The sequence below is a fragment of the Pelomonas parva genome, assembly GCF_043555835.1.
GTDB lineage: Bacteria > Pseudomonadota > Gammaproteobacteria > Burkholderiales > Burkholderiaceae_C > Pelomonas > Pelomonas parva.
On the sequence record NZ_JBIGHV010000008.1, the window covers coordinates 364,807 to 377,904 of the forward strand.

General features: G+C 60.0%; 9 protein-coding genes. 5 read left to right on the plus strand and 4 right to left on the minus strand.

Features of this window, described 5'->3' with window-relative positions; genetic code table 11:
• Positions 1-7: 7 nt before the first annotated feature.
• Complete coding sequence (locus tag ACG00Y_RS21785) at positions 8-3,142, minus strand: AAA family ATPase (protein ID WP_394482516.1); 3,135 nt, start codon at positions 3,140-3,142, stop codon at positions 8-10.
• Between the two features lies 1 nt (position 3,143).
• Positions 3,144-4,892, minus strand: a complete 1,749-nt coding sequence (locus tag ACG00Y_RS21790) for a hypothetical protein (RefSeq protein WP_394482517.1) — start codon at positions 4,890-4,892, stop codon at positions 3,144-3,146.
• A gap of 125 nt (positions 4,893-5,017) precedes the next feature.
• Between ACG00Y_RS21790 and ACG00Y_RS21795 the strand changes: the two genes are divergently transcribed.
• Positions 5,018-6,466 (plus strand): UvrD-helicase domain-containing protein, encoded by a 1,449-nt coding sequence (locus ACG00Y_RS21795; RefSeq protein WP_394482518.1) that lies wholly within the window; start codon positions 5,018-5,020, stop codon positions 6,464-6,466.
• A gap of 508 nt (positions 6,467-6,974) precedes the next feature.
• Here ACG00Y_RS21795 and ACG00Y_RS21800 read toward each other — a convergent pair.
• Positions 6,975-7,958, minus strand: a complete 984-nt coding sequence (locus ACG00Y_RS21800) for a toll/interleukin-1 receptor domain-containing protein (protein ID WP_394482519.1) — start codon at positions 7,956-7,958, stop codon at positions 6,975-6,977.
• Positions 7,959-8,010: 52 nt separating this feature from the next.
• Here ACG00Y_RS21800 and ACG00Y_RS21805 point away from each other — a divergent pair, with 52 nt between their 5' ends.
• The 4 genes from ACG00Y_RS21805 (at position 8,011) to ACG00Y_RS21820 (ending at position 12,218) form a co-directional block, all read left to right on the plus strand.
• A complete protein-coding gene (locus tag ACG00Y_RS21805; RefSeq protein WP_394482521.1) occupies positions 8,011-8,661 on the plus strand; it encodes a hypothetical protein in 651 nt (216 codons plus the stop codon).
• Between the two features lie 90 nt (positions 8,662-8,751).
• The gene (locus ACG00Y_RS21810) at positions 8,752-9,753 is read left to right on the plus strand and encodes a CBASS cGAMP-activated phospholipase (protein WP_394482522.1); all 1,002 of its coding nucleotides are present in this window, start codon (positions 8,752-8,754) and stop codon (positions 9,751-9,753) included.
• A gap of 1 nt (position 9,754) precedes the next feature.
• Positions 9,755-11,167 carry a CBASS cGAMP synthase gene (locus ACG00Y_RS21815; protein ID WP_394482524.1) on the plus strand — a complete coding sequence of 471 codons (1,413 nt, stop codon included), beginning with the start codon at positions 9,755-9,757 and terminating at the stop codon, positions 11,165-11,167.
• A 55-nt stretch (positions 11,168-11,222) separates the two neighbouring features.
• Positions 11,223-12,218, plus strand: a complete 996-nt coding sequence (locus ACG00Y_RS21820) for a hypothetical protein (protein ID WP_394482525.1) — start codon at positions 11,223-11,225, stop codon at positions 12,216-12,218.
• A 203-nt stretch (positions 12,219-12,421) separates the two neighbouring features.
• On the opposite strand, the gene ACG00Y_RS21825 is transcribed toward ACG00Y_RS21820, so the two are convergent.
• Positions 12,422-13,098 (minus strand): OB-fold nucleic acid binding domain-containing protein (locus tag ACG00Y_RS21825; RefSeq protein ID WP_394482527.1); only part of this gene is annotated, 677 nt, incomplete at its 5' end.

The window sequence follows — 13,098 nt, forward strand, 5'->3', positions numbered from 1 at the left end:
AGGAATATCACCCTTGCGCAGCGGGCTCGGGTTGCGGTTCGCGAACCAAGCTGATGGTCTTAAACCTCTCGCCCAGGAAGCTGAACTTCTTTGAGAACAGAGATGCCACGCGCGTGTCTGCGGTGGCGAAGAAGATTTGCCGACCCGAGTCCACAGCCAGGTCGCGCAGGTAGTCCAGGAATGACAGCGCGTTGAGGTCATCGATGTGCGCGATTGGGTCGTCGATGAGCAGCATCGGGGGCGCTGCGCCTGCCGTGCGATTTCTGGCCAGGAAGATGGACAAGGCAAACGCGGCTCGCTGTCCGGTGCTGACCTGGTCGAGCGTGCGGGGCTCATGACCTTCCGCGGTCCGAAGAAGAACAGTGGGGCTGCCGACGTACTCATACTCCTGCGGCGAATGGATGCGCGAGAAAACCTCGTTGATTTGGCCGCCAATGGCATCAAGCGCCTCCCTAGTGGCGTTCTCCAGGGAAGCGTTCTCGATGAGGTCTTCCAAGGTCCTGCCCGCTTCCAGGAGCGCCTTCTCCTCGTCGCGATACTTCCCGAGGCTGAGCTTCGAGTCCTGAATCTTCCTCGGTAGGTCGCGTTGCTCTGCCGAGCTCTCCGAGTCGCTGCGCGATGCCTCGTCAGCTTGCTTGAACGCGGAGGCAACGGCCGCGACGCGCGCTTGGACCTCGACGAGCGGGACATCGTCCTCGACTGCGAGATAAGAACGAAGGCCAGCGGCATCGGTTGTAGCGGGCAGGAACTCATCTTGCAGCGCCACAAGCGAAGCGAAAGTGCCGTTTGGCTCGACGCGCGTGACCCAGCTGTCCACGAAGGCATCCCGAGCGAAGCCTCGGATGGACTCTACAAACCCGCCCATGGTGCTGCGGCACTCACCCAAGAGGTTTCGCGTCTCATCCACAGCGTCCGACTGACGCCTCCGTTCACCCAACGCAATCTCTGCCGTGAGGCTGCCAGGTTCGGCGTCCAACAATGCCGCGATTCGGCTCAACAGCAAATCAGCTTCAGTGCTTGAGAAGCCTGCGCTGCCCAGGTCCTGTCCTTCCTTGGTGACACGCTGGAGTTCAAACTGCGCCTGGTTCGCTTGTTCACGGAGTCTGACCAGTTCTTCGAGGACATCCTTCGGCGTGGTCCCCTTCAACTGCACCTGCGTTGCAAACTTCTGGCAGAGCTCCACGGCGCCGGCCCACCGCCGCGCTTCGCTCGCTTCTTCTCCCGCCAGGCGCAGCGACTCTGCCAGCGCCTTGACCTCCTGAGTGGTCTCCGGCCCTGAGTTGAGCTCCTCTATGAGGTGCATCAATGCGCCACTGGCATGTACGGTGCGGCAGACTGGGCACATGTTCGGGTTCTCGGCCGACTTGAGCGCCTCCTTCGCCGCGTCTTTCAGCTTCGCCGCCGCAGATGCGCGGGCCGACGCAGCCCTGCCGTGAAGGTCCAGGGCTTGTTGAGCGCGGGTGAACCTCGCGTGAGCAGAAGTCGCGGCTTCAACCGCAATCTGCACGGCAGCTTGTAGCTCGAGGCCCGCGTACTGTTGCGGAACCTGGGGCAGGTCGCCAGCCACCAATCCTCCAAGGCGCCTGGCCAGCTGCTCCGAGACCTCGCGGGCCAACTTATATCGCCGGCGCACGTCATGAAAGCCCACGGCCTCATAGGCAATCCATTGGTCCAGGTCGTTGACATTCGCCTCGTGCCCGCCCATCTTCGAGGCGAGGCGCTTCTCCTGCTCGAGGCACCCAACCAATTGAGACTCGACGGGCCTAGCGTTGACGACGACTGCTTCCAGTTGCGCGGCGCGGTTCTCGACATCCTTGATGGTTCGAGCCGCGCTCCCCAGGGAGACCAACGCTTGCACGTGCGCGAGCGCGGCAAGAAGCTCCTGGCCTTCCCTAGGCGTTGGAGCACCGGCTTCAGAAGGCCTTTTCCAGCCGAGGCCTGCAAGTGCGGCGCGATACGCGTCTGTCAGCGTCTTCGCCGTGGATGGTTTGCCCTCCAGTTCCTTGAGCCGCCGTTCCATCACGGTCAATTCCGCCTGGATTCCATCGCCGCGCCGCTGCGCCTTATCCGCAGCCTTGTCAACGTCGTCGCGAAACTTCTTGAAGTCGTCGAATGTCGTCGCGGCTGACGAGCCCACCAGCAATCGACTCAGCTCGTTGGTGATGTCATCTGGCTTCAGGTTGCCTGACAAGCGATAGGCAGCATCGGTGTCGAGGAAGTTGTAGAGCGCGAACCTTTCAACGATGTCATCGACGCTGTGCTCCCTACGGTTGTACCAAGCAAGATTTCGAGATTTGATGCGGGGGCCGTCCGCGGTGGATGGAAGCTCGACGGCGCTGCCTCCCGCAGAGGACAACAGCTTGCCTTTAAGTCGCACCGGCCCGACGGCTTTGCTTCTGCGGTTGTTCCCGCAGTAGAAATACTCGACGGCCTCGAGCAGAGAGGTTTTTCCGCTGCCGTTGGCGCCAACGAGCAGCGTGACGTCGCCAAAGTCGTATGTCTTGCCGTTATGAATTGGCCGGAACGTAGCGATGTTCAGGCTGAGCAGCTTCGCTGTCGCCAGCGGCATGTCGGCAGGATTCAGCTCCTTCACCTGCTGCTTCCCCTTCGAGGCCGCCCCTGCTTCGCGACGGGCAATCTTCTCGACAACGGTGGTGCGAGGGCTAGGCGCGTCGAGCAGCAGTTCAAGCCCAGCCGCCGACAGCCGCTGCCGCCAGTCCGTCAGCACGTCATAGGTGCTTCCGCGCTCTGCCGCCTCGAACAGCTTCGGCCCACCCAGCAGGGATTCGAGGTCGTCCTGCGAGATGACACGCTTGCGCGCGTAGTCCTTGTCAGCCTCGATTGCAGCCTTCGCGGCAGCAAATTGAGGGTCTGCCTTGGAGTTGGGGCCAGCGACGAAATAGAGGTACTTGTTCCAGCGCAGGTCTCCCGGCGTGTCGAAGAAGTCGTCAGCCAGGATTCGTTCCTGGAAGTCGCGCAGGTGTAGCGAGCGCTCCACCACGTCATCAGCGAAATCCACATAGGCAACAGCGTAGGTCTGCTCGCCCAGCTTCTTCTCGCCGCGCACGACGGAGTCGTCGACATCGTGAAGCCCGACGAGAAGATGGTTCAGCGCGTCACGCGCGGCTTGCATCTCAGGCATCTCACTGTCCCCCTGTGATGGACGCCATGCTGCTTCCATCGTATGTAATGTCAGTCTGCTGTTTGATATCGGCAAACTTCGTGACGCCAGTGACCGTGCGATAGCAGATGGCCACGCGGTCCTTGTGCGCCTTGTTCTCCTTGCGCAGGAGTTCGAAGGCGTTCTCGCCGACCCTCTTAACCATATCCATCGACGGGTTGTCCCCGAGGTACGCCACCAGCGCCGGCCGCGAGCCGGCCTTGATGACATTGGTGTTGGGAGAGTCCGGAGACCACGCTATCGACGCATCGCCACCAGCAAGGTCCTTGATTTGCGCGGGCAATGTCGCCGTCTGAAGGATGTGCCCCAGCGTCGCGACGCGGGTGATGCGTCTATTTCGTTCCTCGGAGGCTGCGACGTCGCGGTCGAGCTGAAGGGTGGCGCGGGAAACGACTTCAGACTCTGGGATGCGGCACACGTCCAGGTTGTTCACGAGATGCCACTGGTCCTTCATGCTGTGAGGACCGCAGGAAAGCGAGATGGCGCGCTCGATGTGCAGCCGGTTCGCGATGTCCTGCAGGCTTTGGAACGCTGCGGTGACTTCCGGGTTCGCGTTGATGACTGCGGCCCACCCGGTCTCCGGGCAGCTCGTGTTCTCAGCCCATGCGCCGGCGCCGTCCTCCCAGGCGAAACGCGTATCTAGTTGCGGTCCGATGAGCACGTCGTGGACCGCCGGGCCGTCCTGCCAAACTTTGGGAACCGTCAGCGCGAAGATGGCCTCGTCGTAGTGGAAGTGCAGGACGTGACGCCTCTTTTCGTGCCAGGTGTAGTACAGGCCCTTGGCCTCGTTGTTGGCGACCTCGCCATCCTTGACCGAGCAGCGACGCTCCGGCACGTACCAAGCTGAACCGCTTTCATTCTTCCAAGCATGTGGAGCGTGGCCGCCTGCCTCGTGTTGGACAACGTTGTGAGCCCAGTTCAAGCAGATGATGTCGCAGTCGGTGGCGACCGGGCTGCGCCGGAAGACCTCGTTCCGGTACCTCCGGTAGTCGGTGTGCTTGGGCTTAGGGTTCAGCTGGATGTGGATGAGGATGGCTCTATCCGACAGCTTCTTATTTGCGGGAAGGTCTTCGCCAAGGTCCAGCGCATCGGAACAGATGATGGTCGAGAGCTTGATGGCGCCGTCTTTGTTGGGGAACCGGTAGATGGCGCGGCCACAGCGCAACTGCTTGTTTTCAAAGCCGTGGTCGTCGCGTGACGGCGCCGTCTTGAACTGAAAGAGCACGACGCGCTTGAGATTCTTCTCCTTGTCACGGGCGACAAAGCAGTACGCTACAGGGTCGAAGTAGTTGCCCTGCACCGCTGGAAACGGGTCATCCTCGTAGATGACGTCGCAATGACCCGCGCAGGCAGTTTTGAAATCCTCGAGTTGCACTGGGGTCAGGCTTTCGCACCCAAGCACCCAAATGGCGCCCTCTGCGGGGAAAGGTCCACCCTGCGCTGCCCTAGCCAGCGAATCCACGGGAAGGAAGTATTCAGGCGCGACTACGAGCTGGTCGCCGCGCTGAGCAGCCAGCGAAAGGAAGCCGTCTGCTCTGGCGGCCGCTGCGGCCAAGTCTAGGGGACCAATGCGATGGGTGTCTGCGTAGATGGGCCCAGCCGGCTGAAGAAGCAGCGCGCGGTAGCTCTGGTGCGTTGCTTGAAGCATCGCCAAGTCAGGAGTATCCAGCCCGCGCAAGGCGAGCACCTCCTCCACGTCGCTGATGAACACTGGCGCTGGCATTTCCCTCCCGCTGGGCGATACGAGCCCTTTTTCGGCGGATGGTAGCAATTTGTTGCACCGACAAAACCGCATGCGTCAACGGCTAGCTTGTGCCACCGCAGCACCGCCAGTACGTGCCCGATTTCTACCTCCCTGATGCGGATGCCTACCTGGAGCATTGGGCCGTCAACGCAAAGGGTGAGGCGCCGGCCGAGTTCGCTGGCTACAAGGGAGGCATGGCCTGGAAGCGGCAGGTTCATGCCGAGAACGGAACGCGCCTTCTCGAGACGACGATGGCCGACCTCTGGTCGGGCCAGCTCTTCAGCAAGCTGGAGAGTCAGCTCACCGCCCTCGGTGTCAAGCTCGACCCCAACCCCGACCGGCCGGCGCCTGGTCGCCAGCCTATAGAGAGCCCTCGGCTGGTTCGGACCATTCGGGCATTCCTGACCCACGTCAAGAACAACCGGCTGACCATGGAGGAACTTCGGAGCCGCCTGGATACCGGGGTCGCCGGCACCTTCAGGTTCCGCCACCAGATGTTCTTGGGTTTGTTCGAAAAGCTTTGGGACCGCTGGGAGGCACGGCTGCGCGCGGAACGGGTTATCGACTTCGAAGACATGCTCAACATGGCCGCCGACTGCCTGGAGCGTGGCCAGTGGCAGAACCCCTACGAGCTCGTCATGGTCGACGAGTTCCAAGACGCGAGCCAGGCCCGCGCGCGCCTAGTCGCGGCGCTGGTCAGCAAACCCGGCCGCTACCTATTCGCAGTCGGCGATGACTGGCAGTCCATTAACCGCTTCGCCGGTGCCGACCTTGGCGTCATGTCGGAATTCGAAAAGCACTTCGGCAAGGCCGTCACGCTCAAGCTCGAAACCACCTTCCGCTGTCCTCAGTCCCTGTGCGACATCACCGGCAAATTCATCCAGCAGAACGCACGCCAGCTGCGAAAGGCCGTGCGCTCACCAATGGAGCAGGTTGTTGACCCCATCCGCATCGTCCGGGTCGCCAACGAGCAGCAGACCAAGTCCGCAATCGAGACAGTCATCAGCCGTCTCATCGAGAGCCATGCCGGAGGGAAGCAGTCGGTCTACGTGCTCGGCCGCTACAAGCGCGACCGCACACACATGCCAACGCACTATTCAATGTATGGCGTGGACCTTCAGTTCATGACCGTTCATTCGGCAAAAGGACTTGAGGCCGACCACATCATCATCCCGGGCCTCAGCTCCGATACCATGGGCTTCCCCTGCCGCATCGTCGATGACCCCGTACTCGCACTAGCGATGCCTGGCGAAGACAGCCACGAGTTCGCAGAGGAACGTCGGCTGTTCTACGTCGGCCTGACGCGGGCACGCAAGACCGTCACTCTCATTACCATCGAGCGCAAGGAATCGACGTTCGTCTCCGAGCTCATCCGCGACCACGGCATCAAGGTGCTGAACGTCGACGGCGATGAAAGCGACGCGGAGTTGTGCTCCAGTTGCCGAGTCGGATTCCTTGTGCCGAGAAAAGGGAAATGGGGCCCCTTCATGGGCTGCTCCCACTATCCACGCTGCAAGTTCACGAGACGCCTTGCAAGGTAGCGCCCGCCCCCAGATTGGCTTCCGAAAGTTCGCAAGCGCATTCTCCGCACCGTGGCAAAACGATTTGATGCGGAGCTGTTGCGCACTGCTGGTGTCTCTCGACAACACTGGTGGTCTATCCCCGTATTTCCGATTTTTTGGTAGCGTCCGACGTCATGAGACGCCCCCGAACGCGCAGCCAAGAAATCCTCGATTCACTCATTCGCGAGTTGAGAATTGTTGAGTCGATAACTCGCAGAAAGCATTAGGGAGTTGAACTCGCAATCTGATGCGTTAGTTCCCTGGTCTTCGGCGGTTGAGGTCTTCAGGCGCCTGCGCCGTGCACGCAGTGACTTCACGACCCTGACTTACCTTCTTCTAGGGGAAGGGAAGCCATCAAGTCGAAAAATCCTTGCGAGGAGTCTGATGAGCGAAATCGGGCTAAAAAGACCCTCCGATGGGGAAGACGACTTCTTCTGATTTCAAGAAGAACCAAAGCAGATGGCGCACTGAGCTACGCGCCGCGACCTCACTGCCGCAGCAGCGGACGCACGAACATATCCCACAGATGGCTTGCTGCGCCCTCGTGCGTCAGCATCACCTCACGCTCGCGACCGCCGAATCCTCCGAACATGGCGCGCCAGCCAAGATTGAACTCGTCATCGGTCAGGCTCAACGACTCGTTGCTGCTGTTGGAGAGCTGAGGGTCGTCGTTCAAGACGAAGCTGATACCGTTTCCGCCCATGAAGCCACCTTGGCGGACGCCACACCCAACCATCTTCTTTCCGTCGCTAAAAACACTTGCGACGAAGAAGGAGGCAGTCTCCTGGCTAAAGCGCGTCTTGACGTGAGGGTTGCGAGCCTCCAGCTCCTTGAGCGAGTTGGCGAAGTAGTCGCGGATGTAAGCCAGGCCCTCCGCTACAAACTCCGCGCGGTCGATGTCGGAGAACTTTCGGGGCAGATTCAGATTGCTCGAACGACGTGCGCCCCCTGATGAGGAAACGCTCTGACTTACTGCGCGCGCGGTCTCCGTGTCTGCGGCAATCGCCGCATGCTTGGGAAATGGTCGACCGGTCGCAGGCTTGGTGAGCATGGTGCGCAACTGTGCGACCACGTCATCGAAGCCGTCATCCAAGCTGGCGAACTTGACCACCGGCTTTCCATCGGTCGGCAGACACTTCAGCCTCCCAATTTCTGAAGACTTCCAGTCACATGGTCTGAGGATGACCGCAACAGCTTGAGCCAGACCAGCTGCGGCGCGCTCCAGCGCCCTCTTCATCTCGATGGTGACGCAATAATCCGAGTGAAGAAAGTCGGGGCTGACGAGCAACAAGATAACGTCAGCTTCCTCCAGCGCCGCGGCAATGTGGACGTCGAAAGGCTCCCCGGGACGGATACAGTGGTCGGTCCAGACCTCAACGATGGCTTGCCTCTTGAGCATGGCCATATGAATGTCGAGCTGAGCGCGAAGCGCCTGGTCAGCGTGGCAATAGGAGATGAAGACGCGAGCCATGTAAGTTGCCGGCGAAGCCGGGTTCCGCAGACAAAATTTTTAAGGAAGAGCTATGTTACCGAGCCTAGACCCCCTCCTCCATTCGCCGGAACGTCTGCCGTTCATCAAGAAGCTTCGATGCCTCTTGGAGGACCATGGCTTCGAAGACACCCCGACGCTGGTAATTCAGTGCGCCGCCGACGATACCGAAGTTGCCAACCTGGACTCCGGCGAGGTCAACCAAGCTCTGCTAAAAGGGTGCAACGGATACAACGGTGCCGAATGGTGGTCCGGATTTATGGCTGGGCGGACATCGAAGGTCTTCGATGGCGTGTCTTCCGTCGACAGCCGGAGCGAACCGAACTGGGTCACTGAGCTCCACCAAGACGGGCACTTTCTCGCCGCTGTGAGGTTGATGGTGTATGCAGACTTGGCCGGAGTGCATCCGGCCATCGTGAATGCGTTCACCCAGTTCGGCGAACTGCTGAAGAATTTGCACACCGCCGCGGCAGTTCAGGCCCGCCTAACCCTCACAGCCACCCTCGTGAACACGAGAGACGTTGGCGTTCTCTTGTTTCCACAGTACGGTCAGCCGCAGGTCCGACACCTTAAGAGAGACAGCTTCGAATGGCCAGTCTATCGGGCCGACAGCGCCGAGGATGTCAAAGGCATTTGCGAGCAAATGGGCGCCAAGATGTCGCGCCTATTTCCTGGCTACAAGTAGGAGTTGGGCGAGCGGATTGGAAGGTCTAGGCAGCCGACCTATGACGCCAACTGTTGGTATCCTGAGCCTACAAGATTTCAGGGAGCGGAGATGACAGGTTGGACGACGGAACAGCCGTTCCAGGCGCTGGCGCTAACTGGCGGCGGATATCGGGGCCTATTTACGGCCCGAGTTCTGCAGGAGATTGAGGAGCACGTCGGCGAACCGATTGGCCGTAGGTTTGACCTAACCTACGGAACCTCGATAGGCGGCATAGTGGCGCTGGCAGTCGCCTTCGAAGTAAAAATGAGCAAGGTCGTCGAAACGTTCGTCGCTCACGGCACCAAGATTTTTCCGCTGCACGCTAAACCTACGTCAAAGTTGGGCATCGGCACCGACATCTTCTGCCACCGGTCCAAGCCAAGGTACCAGTCCTCGGACCTTCGGGAAGTAATTCTCGAGCTCTTGCCCGAGGACCTTACCCTGAACGACGCAACGCATCCGTGCGCCATCCCAGCGGTGAACGTCACGAAGGGCGAGCCTCAGGTCTTCAAAACGCGCCACAAAGCTGAGTGGACGCGCGATAGGAATTACAAAGCAGTGGACGTAGCTTTGGCCACCGCGGCGGCGCCGACGTTCTTTGGCCTCGCCGAGGTGGGAGGCAATCGTTACGCCGACGGGGGGTTGTTCGCCAACGCTCCCGACCTGCTGGCGCTGCACGAGGCTGAGTACTACTTTGACGTCCCGGCAGACGCTGTTCGCATCCTCAGCGTCGGCACTACAACCAAGAAGTACTCGCTTTCCTATAGCGCTGACGCGGAAATGGGCGTGTTCGACTGGATGTCGGACCAGCGCCTTTTCAACGTCATCATCTCCTCCCAGCAACAGCTGGTCGACCAGCTGATGAAGCACAAGTTGGGCGACCGATATCTCCGAATCGATGCCGAACCCTCCAACGAGCAAGCGTCTGACCTCGGACTCGACGTTGCCAGCGAAGCCGCGCGGAAGACTCTCATCGGGCTTGCCTCGAAGTGTGCGTCAGACCTTGTCGGCAACGTTCTTCAACCGTTCACCAAGCACCAGCCCCAACTGAAGCTGGTCCGAGGAGATTGACATGGGGCAGGCAAGCACTCTGTTCAACGGCAACGTTGAACAGACTCTCATCGCACGCGTTTCACCCACAGCTGCTCAACGGGAATTCCTTCAGAGTAGCTGGAACACGTTGGCGGACCACTTGCGTTCGAGCCTCAAAGCGAAGCATGGCTACACCATATCGACCTGGCTCCAAGGCTCTTACAAGTATGGAACGCTTATCAAGCCGGTTCATCCGGATGAGGCGTACGACGTCGACCTGGGGGTCTACTTCGAATGGGAAGGCGATGAGGATGTCACCCCGACTGCACAGCAGCTTCGCACATGGGTGCAGGAAGAAATCAAGCTATTCGCCGGTACTTGCGAAGATTTGAAGTCCGTCTCGGAACCACCCAAGCCGCGATGCTCCCGCGCGAACTACGTGCGTCAGTTCCACATTGACACTCCCGTATACCACCTCAACCGTGACAGCGATGAAAGGCGCCTCGCGTGTCTCGACGGAACGTGGGAAGACAGCGACCCCAAGGCGTTCTACAAGTGGTTCAAGAACGCCGTCGACTCGGGCGAACGCGACCAAGTGCGTCGCCTAGTTCGCTATCTCAAGGCGTGGGCGGCCGTATCGTTCGACGACGTACCGCAGGCACGCCCGACATCCATCTTCTTGACCGTCCTGGTGACCGAGAGCTTTAAGAAGATAGGCACGCTCACACGATTTATCGGCATTGATGACGACGATGCCCTCATTGAGGTCGTCAGGAACATGCACGCCAGGCTTCTTGAAGACAAGCACGTGCAGAACCCTGCTTCAGATATAGACGAGAACCTCAACCGAATGAACGCCGAGGCTTGGGACGTCTTTGCGGCGAGATTGAATCAGTTGCTTGACATTGCAGAGCGCGCTGACGTTGCTGAGGACGAGGCCGCAGCAGCAGTTATTTGGTCGGAGGCCTTCTCCTTCTTGATGCCCTTGCCTGAGGCCGAAGAACTGGAAGTCGTCGACGAGGAATCTGGCCGGGCAGTCATGTTGCTGCCGGAGATTGAGGTTCAAATCTTCAAACGCGGAACGACCGAGCGTCTCGCCACTCATCAGAATGAAGTGCTGGGCGTTTTGCGCGACCGCGACCTTAAGTTTGTCATCACAAATCCACATGTCGTCCCGCAGTTTGCATCTGTTGAATGGACTGTCCGCAATGCCGGCGGCGAGGCCGACGAAGCAAGTGACCTAGGCCACAGGTCCTACGGCTTGCGGCAACTTTCAACCGATGAGCACACGGCCTACGCGGGCAAACACTACATGGACTGCGTCATCCGATTGCATGGTCAAGTGCATGCTCTTCGCCGTGTACCTGTCGTGGTGAAGGACATGCTGCCGGCCGAACGCAGTCCTGTGCGCAATGCCCCATGGCGGCGTATCAAGACGAAGCGCCGCCGCTGAGGCAGCTTCTCCTTCCTGCGCCTCATCCAAGACGAACACCCCCCACGCCCTCAAAATGCTCTCGCCCTTTGCCATCAAGCAGCTGATTCGCTATTTCGATTCCATCGACCGCGCCGTAGTCTCCCCGATGGTCGGCAAGCGTCCAAAAGATGAGGAGTACCTTACCGAGCTGCTTATTGACCTGCTCGATGAGGAGGTCGGCGTCGATGTACGACTCGACTTTCCGCTGCATGAACTCAGAGCCACCTTGAGCAATGCCGGCGACCCGCTCGACGTGAGCTTCTCACTGGAAACACACAAGCATCCCAAGAAGTACGAGAACCTAGTTTCCCAGGCCGACATTGGACTCATCGTCAGGTATCAGAACTACTACGAGCCGTCGCAGTCTGGCCAGCGCTCATGGCTTCTTCAAGCGAAGCGCCTGTTTCCTGACTCGCTTTCTCCGCTAAGGTACTCGACGATTTCGACGTTCAAATCCAAGACGCCTAAACAGCAGATTCGAATTGAAGACTTGGCCAAGTTCATCAACTTGGATTCCTTCCGATACCTCTTGTACTGCCCTCGACCTAACACCCTGGACGCCGATGTTGCCAAGGAGCTTGCATATCACCGCAACAAGGCCGTGGTCGGTCACATCTACGACTACGCCTACGGCCAGGCTCTGTACGACGAAGTCGCGGCCGGCGGGACAAGCATTGGTGCGGGCATCTTTGTCGCGAACCACAAGCACACGCCGGCGAACCTAGGGCAAGTTCATAGCCAAGTCATGCGTTCAACAATGCCGTTGTCGTGGTTCCTGCTGCAACACATCCCGCACGAGGGAAGGTTGAATCCAGACTCGTATGAGGACGAACACCTTCTCCGCGATGAGGAGTCGGATATCGTGTCTAAGATTGCATGCGGAGACCCCGAGGTCGTTGACATCATCGCAAGCAATCTCGGCGGCGGGGAGGCCTGGAACGGCACATGGCTGCCCCATGCAACCATGACTATTACGATGTCCATTGGCACGCGCAGCGACCGTCCGAATTGGAATCGAAGAGCGCCTTGAAGCCAAAATTCAAGGCAACAGCGGACAGCAACCGACGCGAACAGTCGGCCGCGGCTAAGTCAACGTGAAGGTCACTGCGACCAACGATGACAGCGAGAAGCGGCCGACACTCCTGCCCGGCGCTCGCTAGCTTCCGTCATTCGTCGCGGTCAATGTGAGAGCTGCTCGCGGCTCGTCGGGTTGAGCTGCGCTTTCGTGGGAGCCTATCGAAAGTCCCGGCTCGTCGCCGAATCGGCCAGCGTCCCCAGCATCCGCGTCCAGTCCCGCAGCTTGTGCGCCACCAGAGCCGTGACACCGTCCCTCGATTGCCGAACGCCTTCCACCGCCATCAGCCGCGATGTCAGCAGCACGCTCTCTTGCGCATCCCGCAGCGTCCTCCACACGACGACCTGGATGTCGCCGTCCTCATCCTCGAGCGAAACGAACGTCACGCCGGATGCGGTCTCGGGCTGCTGACGCCGCTTGACCAGGCCACAGGTCCGCACCAGCTTGCCGTCACGGAGGCCCTCCAGTTGGCTGAAGCTCCGCAGGCCGAAGTTGAGTCCGTCCAGCCGCGGCCTCAGCAGCTTGAGCGGGTGGCTACGCAGGGTGAAGCCAAACGACCGGTAGTCGTGGATGACGTCGTGCGCTTCCGGTGCAGCAACGAACTGCAGGAACGCCTCGCGGATGGGCGCGTCCGACAGCAGTTCGGGCTGCGCGCCCAGGCCGGCTGCGTCCCACATCTGCTGCCGGCGGTTCCCGCTCAGGCTCTGTAGTCGGACCTGCAAAATTCCGAATCTCCGGTTCAAGCGATCGTGGCGAGCTCGTGGGTCCATCGGCGCAGTGGCGATGAGGATGTGATTCCGATGTGTGGACGGTGCTGTGGCTTGTCGTGAGCGCG